This is a genomic window from Polaribacter atrinae, from assembly GCF_038023995.1.
Classification (GTDB): Bacteria; Bacteroidota; Bacteroidia; order Flavobacteriales; family Flavobacteriaceae; genus Polaribacter; species Polaribacter atrinae.
Window position 1 is genome coordinate 1,471,788 of the sequence record NZ_CP150660.1, and the last position, 14,669, is coordinate 1,486,456.

Consider the following 14,669-nt stretch of genomic DNA (forward strand, 5'->3'; position numbering starts at 1 on the left):
AGATGACATTTAAAGAACAACTACAAGAAGGAATTCCGGCTACTTTACCAAACAAGAAAGAATATCCTAAAAACGTAAATAGAGCACCAAAAAGAAAGGATATTTTATCTTTTGATGAAAAAAAATTAGCCATTAGAAATGCATTGCGTTATTTCCCAAAAGAATGGCATCAAGAACTTGCGATTGAATTTGCAGAAGAGTTAAAAAATTATGGCCGTATTTATATGTACCGATTTAAACCCAATTACAAAATACACGCACGTTCCATAGAAGAATACCCAGCAAAATCGACGCAAGCAGCAGCAATTATGCTCATGATTCAAAATAACTTAGATCCTAAAGTTGCCCAACATCCAGAAGAATTAATTACTTATGGTGGCAATGGAGCTGTTTTTCAGAATTGGGCGCAATACCTATTGGTAATGCATTATTTATCAGAAATGACAAATAAACAAACGTTGCACATTTATTCTGGGCATCCGATGGGCTTATTTCCTTCTTCTAAAAAAGCTCCAAGAGTAATTGTTACCAACGGCATGATGATTCCTAATTACTCAAAACCTGACGATTGGGAAAAATACAATGCTTTGGGCGTTACACAATACGGACAAATGACCGCTGGTTCTTATATGTATATTGGGCCACAAGGAATTGTACACGGAACAACAATTACCTTAATGAATGCCTTTAGAAAAGTTTTATCAAAAGAAGAAACATCAAAAGGAAAAATATTTTTAACCGCTGGTTTAGGCGGAATGAGTGGCGCACAACCAAAAGCAGGAAACATTGCGGGTTGCATTACGATTGCTGCAGAAGTAAACCCAAAAGCCGCTACAAAAAGACATCAACAAGGTTGGGTAGATCTTTTAATTGATGATATCAATGATTTGATTAAAAGAGTGAAAATTGCACAACTAAAAAACGAAACAATTTCCATTGCCTATATTGGTAATGTGGTAGAAATATGGGAACGTTTTGATGAAGAAAACATTTTTATTCACTTAGGTTCAGACCAAACTTCTTTACATATTCCTTGGACGGGTGGTTATTATCCTGCAGGAATTTCTTACAAAGAATCGAACCGATTAATAAGTGAAGAACCTTTACTTTTTAAAGAGAAAGTACAAAAATCTTTAAGAAGACACGCAAAATCAATTAACAACCACACCAAAAAAGGGACTTACTTTTTCGATTACGGAAATGCCTTTTTATTAGAATCTTCTAGAGCCGGAGCAGATGTAATGTCAGAAAATGGAATCGATTTTAAATACCCTTCTTATGTGCAAGACATATTAGGGCCTATGTGTTTCGATTATGGTTTTGGTCCGTTTAGGTGGGTTTGTGCATCTGGAAAAGCAGAAGATTTAGATAAAACAGATAAAATTGCAGCCACGGTTTTACAAAAAATTATGGAAAATTCTCCCAAAGAAATTCAATTGCAAATGCAAGACAATATTACTTGGATTAAAGATGCAAAGAAAAACAAAATGGTGGTGGGTTCTCAGGCTCGTATCTTATATGCAGATGCAGAAGGACGCGCTAAAATAGCCACCGCTTTTAATAATGCTATTAAAAATGGAGAAATTGGACCGGTTGTTTTAGGTAGAGATCATCATGATGTAAGCGGAACAGATTCTCCATTTAGAGAAACGTCTAACATCTACGATGGAAGTAAATTTACTGCAGATATGGCAATCCATAATGTTATCGGCGATAGTTTTAGAGGCGCAACTTGGGTTTCTATTCACAATGGTGGCGGCGTTGGCTGGGGAGAAGTAATAAATGGCGGTTTCGGTATGTTATTAGACGGCTCTAAACAAGCCGAAAAACGTTTAAAAAGCATGTTGTTTTACGATGTAAATAACGGTATTGCGCGTAGAAGTTGGGCTAGAAATGATGAAGCCATTTTTGCCATTAAAAGAGAAATGGAAAGGTCGCCCAATTTAAAAGTAACTTTACCTAACTTAGTACAAGACAAACTATTAAACAACTTATTTTAATGGCTACATTATTTAAAAATATAAAAGAATTAATTCAAGTTAGAACAACTCCAATTTCTTTTGTTTCTGGTGATGAAATGAATATTTTACCTACTATTAAAAATGCTTTTTTAATAGTAGAAGATGGCTTGATTGCTAATTTTGGTGAAATGAAAGAGTGTCCGATTGATGATTTTACAAACGTGATTGATGCTACCGGAAAAATGATACTACCTACTTGGTGCGATTCTCACACACATCTCGTTTATGCAGGTAATAGAGAAGGCGAATTTGCCGATAGAATTAGCGGTTTATCTTACGAAGAAATCGCAGAAAATGGAGGCGGAATTATAAACTCTGCTAAAAAACTACAACAAACTTCAGAGGATGAATTATACAAACAAAGTGAGGTTAGATTAAAAGAAGTTATTCAACTGGGAACAGGAGCCATAGAAATTAAATCTGGCTACGGATTAACAGCAGAAGCTGAGTTAAAAATGCTTCGTGTTATTAAAAAATTAAAAGAAAATTACCCTATAGAAATAAAAGCAACCTTTTTAGGCGCACATGCAATTCCTTTAGAGTACAAAGAAAATAAAACAGGGTATATCGATTTATTGGTAAACAATATCATTCCTAAAGTAGCCCAAGAAAAATTGGCAGAATATATCGATGTTTTCTGTGAAACAGGATATTTCTCTGCTACAGACACCAAAAAAATTCTAGAAGCAGGAAAAAAGCATGGACTGACTCCTAAAATTCATGTCAATCAATTTACGGCTATTGATGGTATTCAGGTAGGTATACAATTCAATGCTTTATCTGTAGACCATTTAGAAGTTATGAGAGACATAGATATTGAATCCTTAAAAAAGACCAATACAATGCCTGTTGCATTACCAGGTTGTTCTTATTTTTTAAACATTCCGTACACACCAGCACGTAAAATGATTGATGCAGGTTTACCAATTGCTTTAGCATCTGATTTTAACCCAGGTTCTTCTCCTTCTGGTAACATGAATTTTGTGATTGCTACAGCATGTATTAAAATGAAAATGACTCCGCAAGAAGCAATTAATGCAAGTACTATAAATGGCGCTTATGCCATGGGGTTAGAAACTAAAACTGGAACAATTACCAAAGGAAAATTAGCGAATTTAATTTTAACCAAACCTATAAATTCTTATGCCTTTATCCCTTATTCTTTTGGAAGTAATCAGATTGAAAAAGTATATTTAAAAGGAATAGGAATCGATGGATAAGTTAAATATGACATACCAGCTTCCTGAAAAAAAATTCTGGACGGGCAGAAAATCAAACCCAGCATTAGAAAATCAATATTGGTATCAAGAAATTGAACTGCTTGCTATTAATGAGGCTGATAACAAACAAATTGACATCGCCTTAATTGGTTATGCTTGTGATGAAGGTGTAAAAAGAAATTTAGGCAGAATTGGCGCTAGTGAAAGTCCGAATGTTATAAGAGAGCGTCTGGCTAAACTCCCCATCCATTTTGAGGCTAAAAAAATTGTAGATGTTGGTACTATTGTTTGCATAAATGAAGATTTAGAAACGTGTCAATTAAGCTTTGCAAAGGCGATAAAAAAACTAATTTCTAATGGCATTTTTCCGATTGCAGTTGGTGGCGGACATGACATTGCTTATGGTCATTTTAAAGGTATTTATGAAAGCGTAAAATACGAACAAAAAAAGAACATTGCTATTATAAATTTTGATGCTCATTTCGATTTACGCCCAGTAGAAACCAAACCAAACTCTGGAACTCCTTTTAATCAAATTTTAAATGAGTTTAAAAATGTAAGTTATTTTCCTATTGGAATTCAGCAACAATCTAACACCAAAGAACTTTTTAATATTGCAAAAAGTAAAAATGTAGATTTTGTTATTAATTATGATTGTGAAACTAATTCAGAAAACATAAATGCTATCAAGAAAAGGCTACAACCAATTATTGATAAAAACGATTACCTATATATTACCATAGATATGGATGGTTTTTCATCTGCCTATGCACCTGGAGTGAGTGCTCCATCACCTTTAGGTTTTACCCCTAATTTTATTTTTAAAATACTTCACTATTTATTTGAAACAAAAAAAGTAATTTCTTGTGATATCGCAGAACTAAATCCATCTTTAGATATAGACAATACAACAGCCAATTTAGCTGCTAAACTTGTAGATTTTATTGTAATGGAACAAACAAAAAACTCCCTTTCATCAGATTGATAAAAGGGAGTTTCGTATTCATTTATAAATAATAGTCTTTATTATTTTGCCAACATTTCTTTAGTTGCCACCGTTCTAAAACCAATATGATCTGACCCTGAATTTGGCTCCATTCCCATTTTTGCAGAAATTCTAAAACTTGCACAGTAAGACGCATGACATAAGAAAGAACCACCTTTCATAACATACTCTACTTGGTACGGATTACTTGGTGTATATGATTTATCTGCTCCTATAGGATTTGTAAGTACAGCCGATGGATTTAAAGTTTGATAATAATTTACATTAAACAAATCTGACGTCATTTCCCAAACATTACCAGCCATATCATACAAACCAATATTATTTGCAGGATAAGATCCTACTGGTGAAATATATTCAAATCCATCTTCAGAAACATTTTCTGTTGGAAATTTACCTTGCCATGTATTTGCATTCGCATTTAAATCTTCAGCCTTATTTCCCCAAGTAAAAATATTATCCTCAAATTTACCTTGTGCAGCAGATTCCCATTCTGCCTCAGTAGGCAACCTTCTGTTAGACCATTTGCAATATGCTAAAGCATCTTCTTGAGCAATATGCACAACAGGATAATTGTCTTGCCCTTCTATAGAACTTCCTGGTCCTTCTGGTTGTTTCCAATTTGCGCCAATTTGCCATTTCCACCATTGTCCGTAGTTATCCATAGAAACAACTCCTTTGGCATGTTTATTAAAAATTAAACTTCCTGGTTGTAATATGGAGTCTGCAGGTTTTACTGTTCCTGCTGGTAAATCTTTTTTAATTTCATCCCAATCTATCGGTCTTTCTGCAACCGTAACATATTTAGTAGCATTTACAAATTTTCTAAATTGCTTGTTAGTAACTTCATGAACATCTATAAAAAATCCATCAACCTTTACTTTATGAGCTGGTTTTTCTCGCGGCATTGCATACTTATCTTCATCTTTAGCTCCCATTAAAAAAGTTTTTCCTGCAACCCATACCATACCTTCTGGAGCTTTAACGTCTTGGGTTAAAACTTCATTTTGTTTGTTTACCTTTTTGTCTGTTGTTGATTTCTTTTTATCACAACTACTAAAAATAACTGAGGACATTAGTACTGTAATTATTAATACTTTTAAATTAAAATTCATCTTTAATAAATTAGGATTTAACGCAAATATAGATATTCTATTGATGTTTATTTTTATAATTTAAAAGTCATCAATTTATTTTAACAAAAAATTATTGTTCAACAATATCGCTATTAAGTTAAACAAACGTATATTTACATAAATATCAAAAGATTATGGCTCGAAAGAAAAATATTACAAAAGACAACTTAATATCTTGGTACATGGAATTTGTACTAGAGAACAACCATCAACCAAAATCTGTTTATTCTTTTGCCAAAGAAAACAATTTTGAGGAAGCTGATTTTTATAAATTTTATAGCTCTTTTGAAACTGTTGAAGAAGCTATTTTTTCTGAATTTTTTAATCATACTATAACCATTTTAGCGAAAAGCGAAGATTACGAAAGCTTTGACGCAAGAAACAAATTACTAAGTTTTTATTTTACTTTTTTCGAAATACTAACCGCTAATAGAAGTTATGTTGTGTATGCATTAGAAAACAGTAAAAAAGATTTTAAGAAACTAAAATCATTAAAAAAATTACGAGAAAATTACCTCAACTATGTTAAGAATATTGGCATAGAAAAAATAGACTTAAAACACGAAAAATTAGAAAAAATTCAAGAGAAGTCTATACAAGAATCTTCTTGGTTTCATTTATTAGTAACCATGAAGTTTTGGTTAGATGATGTTTCTCCATCTTTTGAAAAAACAGATTTATTTATTGAAAAATCTATCAATGCTCGTTTTGATTTAATGGACATAAAGCCTTTACAAAGTATTATCGACTTCGGTAAATTTATTATCAAAGAAAAAGTAAATTTTAACTAAATAGCTTATGAAAACAATTGATTCTATACCAACTTCTAAAATTCAGAGAGCTTCTAAATTAGTTACTACTGGAGCTAAAATTGGCGTGAATTATCTTAAATATTATGGAGATAAAATCACAAAAACAGAAGAAGAAGCCAAAGCTAAATTAAATGAAAACAATGCAGAAGATATTTATGATGGCTTAAAAACATTAAAAGGAAGTGCTTTAAAAGTAGCTCAAATGTTGAGTATGGAAAAAAGTATTCTACCACAAGCGTATGTAGAAAAATTTTCGCTTTCTCAATTCTCTGTACCACCACTTTCTCCCGCTTTGGTAACCAAAACTTTTAAAAAATATTTTGGTAAAAACCCGAATGAAATTTACGATAAATTTAATACTGTTTCTGTAAACGCAGCTAGTATTGGTCAGGTTCATAAAGCAGAAAAAGACGGAAAAGAATTGGCTGTAAAAATTCAATATCCGGGTGTTGCACAAAGTATTGCTTCAGATTTAGCTTTGGTAAAACCTATTGCTATTAAAATGTTTAATATTAGAGGAAAAGATTCTGATAAATATTTTAAAGAAGTAGAAAATAAATTGGTTGAAGAAACTAATTATATTTTAGAAGTAGCACAAAGTAAAGAAATTGTTGCGGCCTGCAAACACATACCTAATCTAAAATTCCCTGAATATTATGCTGATTTATCATCAGACAGAATTATAACTATGGATTGGATGCATGGTGTGCATTTATCTGAATTTTACACAGACAAACAAGAGGTTGCTAATAAATTAGGACAGGCATTATGGGACTTCTACATGTTTCAGATTCACAAGCTACAAAAAGTACATGCAGATCCGCATCCTGGAAATTTTTTAATATCACCAGAAAACGAATTGATTGTAATTGATTTTGGTTGTATGAAAACCATACCGAATGATTTTTATATTCCTTATTTTGAATTGGCTAATAAAGAGAACATTTCTAATCCTACTTTTTTTGAAGAAAAACTATTTCAATTAGAAATCTTAAGAGAAGATGATTCTAAAGAAGAATTAGATTTCTTTAGAGCGATGTTTCATGAAATGCTAAGTTTATTTACACAACCGTTTCATCAAGAAACTTTCGACTTTTCTGATGAAGTATTCTTTGGTAAACTTTCTGACTTAGGTGCTAAATACGCAAAAAGCACTGAGCTTAAAGATATGAATGGAAACAGAGGTTCTAAACACTTTATCTACATTAACAGAACCTTTTTTGGTTTGTATAATTTAATGCATGATTTAAAAGCAAAAGATATAAAAATAAATAATTTTAAATCGCTCTAATGGCTTTTTTCAATAACAAAAACATCCAAGAACTAGAACATCTATATAAAATAAACCTTATAAATAGTTGTTCTGGTTTTAAATCTGCTAACTTAATAGCATCGATATCCAATACTGGTATTACCAATGTTGCTGTATTTAGCTCCGTAACACATTTAGGATCCAATCCACCAACTTTAGGTTTTATTTTAAGACCTACAACTGTACCAAGAAACACTTATAAAAACATAAAAGAAAATGGTATCTTTACTATCAATCATATTTATGAAGATATAATTGAAGATGCACATCACACATCTGCAAAATACCCAGAAGAGATTTCTGAATTTAATGTAACCAATTTAGAGGAAGAATTTAAAGGAAGTTTTAAAGCTCCTTTTGTAAAGAATGCTCCCGTACAAATGAGCATGAAGTTTATAGAAGAAATACATATTCCTTCTAATGATGTATTGCTGATTGTAGCTCAAATTGAAGAATTATACGTAGATGATGAATTGTTAGAAACTGACGGAATCATCAATCTACCTAAAGGAAACATTGTTACAATTAATGGTTTAGACACATATGCTGTACCTAAATTCAAGAAAAAATTACCGTATCAAAGACCTAAATAAAACCTATGAAAATTCTTGTAACAGGTGCAACTGGCTATATTGGCAAACGTTTAATTCCGTTATTATTAAATGACGGACATACTGTTATTTGCCCTGTAAGAGATAAAGAAAGAGCAGAAAGCTATTATAAAAACCAAAAAAAAGTTCAATTAGTTGAAGCTGATTTCCTTGATAAGAATAGCCTAAAAAACATTACAAAAAATATTGATATTGCATATTATTTAATTCACTCTATGACTAATTCTGCAAAAGAATTTCATGCTTTAGAAGAAAAATGTGCATTCAATTTTAAACGTTTTGCAGAAACAACTACTATAAGACAGGTAATTTATTTAAGCGGAATAACTAACGACACCAAACTTTCTAAACATTTACTATCTCGTAAAAATGTAGAAATCACTTTGGCTTCTGATACATACTCTTTAACCACTTTTAAAGCAGGAATTATTGTAGGCTCCGGAAGTTCTTCTTTTGAAATAATTAGAGACTTGGTAGAAAAATTACCAGCAATGATTGCGCCTAAATGGTTAAACACCAAAACACAACCTTTAGCAATTAGAGATGTTTTATCTTTTTTATACAAAGCGTTAGATAAAAAAGAATTATACAACACATCTCACGATATTTTTGGCCCCGAAATACTTACTTACAAAGAAATGCTATTGCAATTTGCTGAAGTAAGAAAATTAAAAAGGTACATTTTAACAGTACCCGTAATGACTCCTAAACTATCCTCTTATTGGCTCTATTTTGTAACCTCTACCTCTTACAAACTAGCAAGTTCGTTAGTGAACTCGATGGGTGTAGAAGTTATTGGAAACAAAAGCAACATTAATGCAATTTTAGATGTAAGCCCAATGTCTTACAAAGAAGCCGTAAAATTAGCATTTAAAAAAATTGAACAAAATAGCATTATTTCTAGCTGGAAAGACTCGTACATCAGTAGCGGAAAACTAAAAAACTTTGTTCACGAATTTGTGAACGTACCAGAATACGGGTGCTTTAAAGATCACAAAACTAGAGTTGTAAAAAATAAAAAAAGAACATTAGATAGAATCTGGTCGATAGGAGGAGAAACCGGCTGGTACTACGGTACTTTTTTATGGAAAATTCGAGGATTTTTAGATCAATTTTTTGGAGGTGCAGGATTGCGACGAGGAAGAAGACACCCTACAGAATTAAACGTTGGTGATGCCTTAGATTTTTGGCGAGTAATTTATTCTGATAAAGAAAAAGGAAAACTCTTACTCTATGCAGAAATGATCATGCCCGGTGAAGCTTGGTTAGAATTTAAAATTGATGGAGACAAACTACACCAAACCGCAACATTTAGACCTCATGGTTTAGCAGGAAGACTCTACTGGTATGCAGTAATGCCTTTTCATTGGTTTGTTTTTAACGGTATGATTAACAACATTAATAAATAAAAGGAACACAAACATATCTCTTACCAATATTTAAACAAGACTTATTACCCTTCTAAAAAAGGATTCAATCTTACAGAATTTAATCTAAATAAAAATAAAACTACATAAAACATTAATTTTGTTTAATTATTTAGATTATTTATTAAACATTTATTATATTTGAAATATCAATAGAAAGACTGTTAACATAAAACATAGTTTTCTAACTTATCTTTTTAAAGAATAGAAAATGGTCGTTTATTTTAATCTGATAATAGTTATTGAAAGCTATAATTAGATTAAAATAACAAAAAGTTACTTCTATGCAACTATAAGATAAATCTATGCATAAAGCAATTAAACGGCACACCTATTGATTGTATAATACAAATGACCTAGGAAGACAGAACCACATTTAAGGCAATAAAATATCAATTCAGTTTAAAAGAACAAGAAGTGATCAATTTAATGCAAATAGAAATGAAGCCTAAAAAGCTTTGTAATGTGGAGAAAAAGGTTAAAAGTAGAAAAACAAAACATTTAAAGTTAAGAAGTTTCCAAAAAGGAAGATTTAAATGTTCAATACAGAAAAATTAAATTATGGAGTTAATTAAAAAAGCGTTAGAGTTTGAAACAAGAAAAATGAGATTTCCAACTACAAGCGATCGTGTTTTAGCAGCTAGAGAAGCAAAATCTTTGATTTTAAGCTTAAATGAGGTATATAAAAAAAATAAAGATTCTGAGATTATGGATATTATGAAACGTTTAACTCTTATAAAACAGAGAATAGAGAGACGTTTAAAGGGAAAACCGTTAACTGCATAATAATTACAGATTTCTCTTGTTTTTCTAACTTTTATAATTATATTCACAAATTATAGATTAAAACAGAGAAACACAGAATGAATTTATTAGAAAGAGCGGAAGAATTTGAACATAGAAAGTTCTCATTTAAAACAACTAGTGATAGAATTGTAGCTTCTAGAGAGGTAAAAGCCTTAATATTAGAGCTAAATGAAGTATATAAAGCAGAAAAAGATCTTGAAATAATGGATCAAATGAAGCGCCTTACAGCAGTTAAACAAAAAATTGAAAAGCGCTTGAAAGGAAGACCTTAAAAGCAAATGAATAAAATTTTAGTTATTGGAGGAAGTAAAGGAATTGGAAAAGCAATTATTGATAGCTTAATTGAAGAGCATTCAATTATAAATATTAGTAGAACTGCTCCTTTACTTTCTCACACTAACCTCAATCACTTTACTTGTGATATCCTTACAGATGATTTACCTGAAATAGACACAATAGACACTTTAATCTATTGCCCAGGAAGCATCAACTTAAAACCAATTTCTAGACTAAAGTTAAATGATTTCAGAGAAGATTTTGAAATCAATGTAATTGGTGCTGTAAAAGCAATTCAACATTATTTACCCTATTTAAAAAAAGGGAATAAACCATCCATATTACTATTTAGCACTGTAGCTGCAAAATTAGGAATGCCTTTTCATGCAAGTGTAGCTACCGCAAAATCTGCCGTAGAAGGATTGACAAAATCTTTAGGAGCAGAATTAGCACCTTTAATTCGAGTAAACGCCATTGCACCAACTGTAACAGATACAGATTTAGCATCGAAGTTACTACGAAATGATCGGATGATAGAAAATATCAAAGAACGTCATCCTCTAAAAAAATATTTAGATCCAAAGGAAATTGCAGATTTGGCTACTTTTTTAATTTCAGAAAAAGCGAGCTCCATTTCTGGTCAAATTTTTGAATTAGACTGCGGAATTGTCAGTTTTAAAATATAAATAAATCAAAACCATATGAATATTTACGATATAGAGATTAATAGTCTCCAGAACTCCCCTATTCTTTTGTCAGATTTTAAAGGCAAGCATATTCTTTTTGTAAACGTTGCTTCTAAGTGTGGTTTTACACCTCAATACAAAGATTTAGAAGAGCTATATAAAACATATCAAGACAAAATAGTTGTTATTGGTGTCCCTTGTAATCAGTTTGGAAAACAAGAACCAGGATCTTCTGCAGAAATTGAAGAATTTTGTGAAGTAAATTATGGCGTTTCTTTTTTAATTACAGAAAAAATAGCTGTAAAAGGAGAAGACCAGCATCCTTTATATTCATGGTTGACATCAAAGAAGCTAAACAATAAAAAAAGCTCTTCTGTAAAATGGAATTTTCAAAAATACTTAGTCTCTCCAGAAGGCGAATTAGTTGATTATTATTTTTCAATTACAAAACCTTTGAGCTCAAAAATAACAAAACACTTAAAATCATAAAATTATGTTTGGCTTATTTAAAAAGAAAAGTGAAATAGAGAAATTGAAGAATCTTACAAGAAGATAATGGAAGAAGCCTTTAAACTGCAAGCTATCAATAGAACTAATAGCGATAAAAAATATCTAGAGGCCGACAACATTTTAAAAAAAATTGAATCATTACAATCTAAATAATTCATGTTATGAAACAAGCAAAACTTACGATATTATTTTTAATAATCAATTTTGGAGGACTAGCCATTGGAAGTTGGTTAATGAATAATGGTCCACTTTCTGACTGGTACACCAACCTTAACCAAGCTCCTTGGACACCACCTGGAATTGTTTTTGGAATTGCTTGGACCTTAATTATGATTTGTTTCTCTATCTATTTGGGTAAATTATTTACAATCAATTACAATTCAAAAATACTTTCATTTTTTATAATTCAATTTATCTTAAATGTAAGTTGGAACTATATTTTCTTTAACCAACACCTAGTTCTAATAGGCTTAATAACCATTGTATTATTAACAGCCACCCTATTTTATTTCTTTTTTAAACTAAGCCAGAATACTCAGTTTTACAAATACCTACTACTACCCTACATGATTTGGTTGTGTATTGCCACCTCATTAAACCTATACATTCTAATCTATAATTAAAATGAAAATCTATACATTCCAAAGAAAACAAAAACTGCCAATTACAGTAGAAAAAGCTTGGGAGTTTTTATCGAGTCCAAAAAACTTAAAGACCATTACTCCTACTTATATGAGTTTCGATATTCTTTCTGGTGCAGAAAAACCCATGTTTGCAGGTCAAATAATACAATATATTGTCACCCCAATTCTTGGGATAAAAACAAAATGGGTTACCGAAATAACACACGTAAAAGAAAATGAATACTTTGTGGATGAGCAACGTTTTGGTCCTTATGCACTTTGGCATCATAAACATTTTATCAAAGAAATTGAAGGCGGTGTAGAGATGGAAGATATTATAGATTATAAAGTTCCTATGGGAATTTTAGGCCAAATGGTCCATCCAATATTAGTTAAACCCAAACTAGAAGAAATTTTTGAGTACAGACAAAAAAAATTAATTGAACTTTTTGGACAATACTACCCACCAATTAAATAGATTTTTTGGATTTATAGAAATAAAATAAGGATAATAAATGAAGACAGAGATAAACATTTTTTGGTTTAGACGAGATTTACGGTTAGATGACAACTGCGGATTGTACCATGCATTAAAATCAGATAAAAAAGTACTTCCAATTTTTATTTTTGATGAAGAAATTCTAAGCAAACTAGACAAAGACGATGCTCGAGTTTCTTTTATTTATCAAGAAATAGAAAATATCCATAAAAAATTACTCACAATAGGAAGCGCATTAGAGGTACATTATGGGAAACCTCTGGAGATTTACAACTCTTTATCAGAAAAAAATATAATTGACACTGTTTACACAAATCATGACTATGAACCTTATGCTATTAAAAGAGATTTAGAGGTTCAAGAATTTTTAGCATTAAAAAGCATCCATTTTAAAACGTATAAAGACCAAGTAATTTTTGAAAGAAATGAAATTGTAAAAAAAGATGGAACACCGTATAAAGTTTACACACCATATTCTAAAAAATGGTTAGAAGCTTTTCATTTTAAGGGAATTCAATTTTATCCTTCGGAAACACTTTTAGAGAACTTTATAAAAAACAAAAATCAAACTATTTTAAAACTAGATGCTATTGGTTTTAAAAAATCTACTATAAAAGTTGCTTCTTATAAAATATCTTCAGAGTTAATTGATACTTATGAAGAAACTAGAAACTTTCCGGCTAAAGACAGTACCTCTAAACTAGGCACACATTTACGTTTCGGAACCGTAAGTATCCGTAAAATGGTTGAACAAGCATCAAAAAGCAACGACATCACTTTCTTAAAGGAATTAATTTGGCGTGAGTTTTTTATGCAGATTTTATGGCATTTTCCACACACCGTTAAAGATAGTTTTAAACCAAAATACGATAGAATTCTCTGGAGAAATAATGAGGAAGAATTTAAAGCCTGGTGTAACGGTGAAACAGGTTACCCTTTAGTAGATGCAGGCATGAAAGAATTAAACCAAACAGGTTTTATGCATAATAGAATTAGAATGCTAGTAGGAAGTTTTCTATGTAAACACTTATTAATAGACTGGAGATGGGGAGAAGCCTATTTTGCGAAGAAACTGCACGATTACGAACAAGCCAGCAATATAGGGAATTGGCAATGGGTTGCAGGCACAGGCGTAGATGCCTCTCCTTATTTTAGAATCTTCAACCCAACAACTCAGATTAAAAAATTTGATAAAGATTTAAAATATATCAAAAAATGGGTTACAAACTTTCAAGAACTCACATACCCAACTCCAATTGTAGAACATAAGCTTGCTAGAGAACGTTGTTTAGCAACCTATAAAAAAGCATTAGTAGATTTTTAATTTAAATAATGTTTTTCTATTTAAAATAAAACGAACACAACAAACAGAAAAAAAGTACGTTTTTGAACTATGTAATAGAAATATTAGTCATAAAATTTTTCTATTCTATGTAAAATTATTCTTGTTTTAAAAGCTTCAAATTCTATTTGAAGCTTTTTTATTAAAAAAAAGTGAAATTTTATTTGGTAGATACTAATAATTGCCTTTAATTTGCGCTCTCAAAATAAAAGCCGATGTAGCTCAGCTGGCTAGAGCAGCTGATTTGTAATCAGCAGGTCGTGGGTTCGAGTCCCTCCATCGGCTCAATTTATTAAAAAGTCTCAAAAATATTTTTTTGAGACTTTTTTTATGTAAAAGACTAAAAACCAGTCTATATAATAATTTAATTTTTCTTTTTAA

16 protein-coding genes, 1 tRNA gene and 1 pseudogene are annotated in these 14,669 nt (G+C 31.0%); 17 read left to right on the forward strand and 1 reads right to left on the reverse strand.

Annotation, left to right across the window (positions count from 1 at the left end; all coding sequences use genetic code 11):
* The first annotated feature begins 2 nt into the window (after window positions 1–2).
* Genes WG945_RS06455 through hutG form a run of 3 tightly spaced genes read left to right on the forward strand, consistent with a single transcriptional unit; the run spans window position 3 to window position 4,226 of the window.
* On the forward strand, window positions 3–2,000 hold the full coding sequence (locus WG945_RS06455; RefSeq protein ID WP_068448581.1) for a urocanate hydratase: 1,998 nt from the start codon (window positions 3–5) through the stop codon (window positions 1,998–2,000).
* On the forward strand, window positions 2,000–3,241 hold the full coding sequence (gene hutI / locus WG945_RS06460; RefSeq protein WP_068448582.1) for an imidazolonepropionase: 1,242 nt from the start codon (window positions 2,000–2,002) through the stop codon (window positions 3,239–3,241). Before WG945_RS06455 ends, hutI begins: the two co-directional genes overlap by 1 nt.
* A complete protein-coding gene (gene hutG, locus WG945_RS06465; protein WP_068448583.1) occupies window positions 3,234–4,226 on the forward strand; it encodes a formimidoylglutamase in 993 nt (330 codons plus the stop codon). The genes hutI and hutG overlap by 8 nt, the downstream gene beginning before the upstream one ends.
* A gap of 41 nt (window positions 4,227–4,267) precedes the next feature.
* Here hutG and WG945_RS06470 read toward each other — a convergent pair whose 3' ends face one another.
* On the reverse strand, window positions 4,268–5,362 hold the full coding sequence (locus tag WG945_RS06470) for a formylglycine-generating enzyme family protein (RefSeq protein ID WP_068448584.1): 1,095 nt from the start codon (window positions 5,360–5,362) through the stop codon (window positions 4,268–4,270).
* Window positions 5,363–5,517: 155 nt separating this feature from the next.
* Between WG945_RS06470 and WG945_RS06475 the strand changes: the two genes are divergently transcribed.
* From WG945_RS06475 to WG945_RS06540, 14 genes and pseudogenes are all read left to right on the forward strand, one after another.
* On the forward strand, window positions 5,518–6,174 hold the full coding sequence (locus tag WG945_RS06475) for a TetR family transcriptional regulator C-terminal domain-containing protein (protein WP_068448585.1): 657 nt from the start codon (window positions 5,518–5,520) through the stop codon (window positions 6,172–6,174).
* Window positions 6,175–6,181: 7 nt separating this feature from the next.
* Window positions 6,182–7,486 carry an ABC1 kinase family protein gene (locus tag WG945_RS06480; RefSeq protein WP_068448586.1) on the forward strand — a complete coding sequence of 435 codons (1,305 nt, stop codon included), beginning with the start codon at window positions 6,182–6,184 and terminating at the stop codon, window positions 7,484–7,486.
* Complete coding sequence (locus WG945_RS06485; protein ID WP_068448587.1) at window positions 7,486–8,100, forward strand: flavin reductase family protein; 615 nt, start codon at window positions 7,486–7,488, stop codon at window positions 8,098–8,100. Before WG945_RS06480 ends, WG945_RS06485 begins: the two co-directional genes overlap by 1 nt.
* A gap of 5 nt (window positions 8,101–8,105) precedes the next feature.
* On the forward strand, window positions 8,106–9,527 hold the full coding sequence (locus tag WG945_RS06490; protein WP_068448588.1) for an SDR family oxidoreductase: 1,422 nt from the start codon (window positions 8,106–8,108) through the stop codon (window positions 9,525–9,527).
* Between the two features lie 390 nt (window positions 9,528–9,917).
* Window positions 9,918–10,103 (forward strand): annotated as a pseudogene (locus WG945_RS06495) (DUF2805 domain-containing protein); the annotation flags it as partial.
* A gap of 3 nt (window positions 10,104–10,106) precedes the next feature.
* Complete coding sequence (locus WG945_RS06500; protein WP_068448589.1) at window positions 10,107–10,331, forward strand: hypothetical protein; 225 nt, start codon at window positions 10,107–10,109, stop codon at window positions 10,329–10,331.
* Between the two features lie 77 nt (window positions 10,332–10,408).
* Window positions 10,409–10,624, forward strand: coding sequence for a hypothetical protein (locus WG945_RS06505; RefSeq protein WP_068448590.1), 216 nt, complete (start codon window positions 10,409–10,411; stop codon window positions 10,622–10,624).
* 6 nt (window positions 10,625–10,630) lie between these two features.
* The gene (locus WG945_RS06510) at window positions 10,631–11,314 is read left to right on the forward strand and encodes an SDR family NAD(P)-dependent oxidoreductase (protein WP_068448591.1); all 684 of its coding nucleotides are present in this window, start codon (window positions 10,631–10,633) and stop codon (window positions 11,312–11,314) included.
* 15 nt (window positions 11,315–11,329) lie between these two features.
* Window positions 11,330–11,803 (forward strand): glutathione peroxidase, encoded by a 474-nt coding sequence (locus WG945_RS06515; RefSeq protein WP_068448592.1) that lies wholly within the window; start codon window positions 11,330–11,332, stop codon window positions 11,801–11,803.
* A 66-nt stretch (window positions 11,804–11,869) separates the two neighbouring features.
* A complete protein-coding gene (locus tag WG945_RS06520) occupies window positions 11,870–11,977 on the forward strand; it encodes a Lacal_2735 family protein (protein ID WP_317039175.1) in 108 nt (35 codons plus the stop codon).
* Between the two features lie 8 nt (window positions 11,978–11,985).
* Window positions 11,986–12,447 (forward strand): TspO/MBR family protein, encoded by a 462-nt coding sequence (locus WG945_RS06525; RefSeq protein ID WP_068448593.1) that lies wholly within the window; start codon window positions 11,986–11,988, stop codon window positions 12,445–12,447.
* A 1-nt stretch (window position 12,448) separates the two neighbouring features.
* Complete coding sequence (locus WG945_RS06530; RefSeq protein ID WP_068448594.1) at window positions 12,449–12,925, forward strand: SRPBCC family protein; 477 nt, start codon at window positions 12,449–12,451, stop codon at window positions 12,923–12,925.
* A 37-nt stretch (window positions 12,926–12,962) separates the two neighbouring features.
* Window positions 12,963–14,270, forward strand: coding sequence for a cryptochrome/photolyase family protein (locus WG945_RS06535; protein ID WP_068448595.1), 1,308 nt, complete (start codon window positions 12,963–12,965; stop codon window positions 14,268–14,270).
* Between the two features lie 229 nt (window positions 14,271–14,499).
* Window positions 14,500–14,573, forward strand: a tRNA-Thr gene (locus WG945_RS06540).
* The last annotated feature ends 96 nt before the right edge of the window (window positions 14,574–14,669 follow it).

Coding starts and splice junctions, on each gene's coding strand:
- WG945_RS06475 (WP_068448585.1), top strand. CDS start 5,518: ATGGCTCGAAAGAAAAATATTACAAAAGACAACTTAATATCTTGGTAC.
- WG945_RS06510 (WP_068448591.1), top strand. CDS start 10,631: ATGAATAAAATTTTAGTTATTGGAGGAAGTAAAGGAATTGGAAAAGCA.
- WG945_RS06520 (WP_317039175.1), top strand. CDS start 11,870: ATGGAAGAAGCCTTTAAACTGCAAGCTATCAATAGAACTAATAGCGAT.
- WG945_RS06535 (WP_068448595.1), top strand. CDS start 12,963: ATGAAGACAGAGATAAACATTTTTTGGTTTAGACGAGATTTACGGTTA.
- hutI (WP_068448582.1), top strand. CDS start 2,000: ATGGCTACATTATTTAAAAATATAAAAGAATTAATTCAAGTTAGAACA.
- WG945_RS06505 (WP_068448590.1), top strand. CDS start 10,409: ATGAATTTATTAGAAAGAGCGGAAGAATTTGAACATAGAAAGTTCTCA.
- WG945_RS06515 (WP_068448592.1), top strand. CDS start 11,330: ATGAATATTTACGATATAGAGATTAATAGTCTCCAGAACTCCCCTATT.
- WG945_RS06490 (WP_068448588.1), top strand. CDS start 8,106: ATGAAAATTCTTGTAACAGGTGCAACTGGCTATATTGGCAAACGTTTA.
- WG945_RS06530 (WP_068448594.1), top strand. CDS start 12,449: ATGAAAATCTATACATTCCAAAGAAAACAAAAACTGCCAATTACAGTA.
- hutG (WP_068448583.1), top strand. CDS start 3,234: ATGGATAAGTTAAATATGACATACCAGCTTCCTGAAAAAAAATTCTGG.
- WG945_RS06500 (WP_068448589.1), top strand. CDS start 10,107: ATGGAGTTAATTAAAAAAGCGTTAGAGTTTGAAACAAGAAAAATGAGA.
- WG945_RS06470 (WP_068448584.1), bottom strand. CDS start 5,362: ATGAATTTTAATTTAAAAGTATTAATAATTACAGTACTAATGTCCTCA.
- WG945_RS06485 (WP_068448587.1), top strand. CDS start 7,486: ATGGCTTTTTTCAATAACAAAAACATCCAAGAACTAGAACATCTATAT.
- WG945_RS06525 (WP_068448593.1), top strand. CDS start 11,986: ATGAAACAAGCAAAACTTACGATATTATTTTTAATAATCAATTTTGGA.
- WG945_RS06480 (WP_068448586.1), top strand. CDS start 6,182: ATGAAAACAATTGATTCTATACCAACTTCTAAAATTCAGAGAGCTTCT.
- WG945_RS06455 (WP_068448581.1), top strand. CDS start 3: ATGACATTTAAAGAACAACTACAAGAAGGAATTCCGGCTACTTTACCA.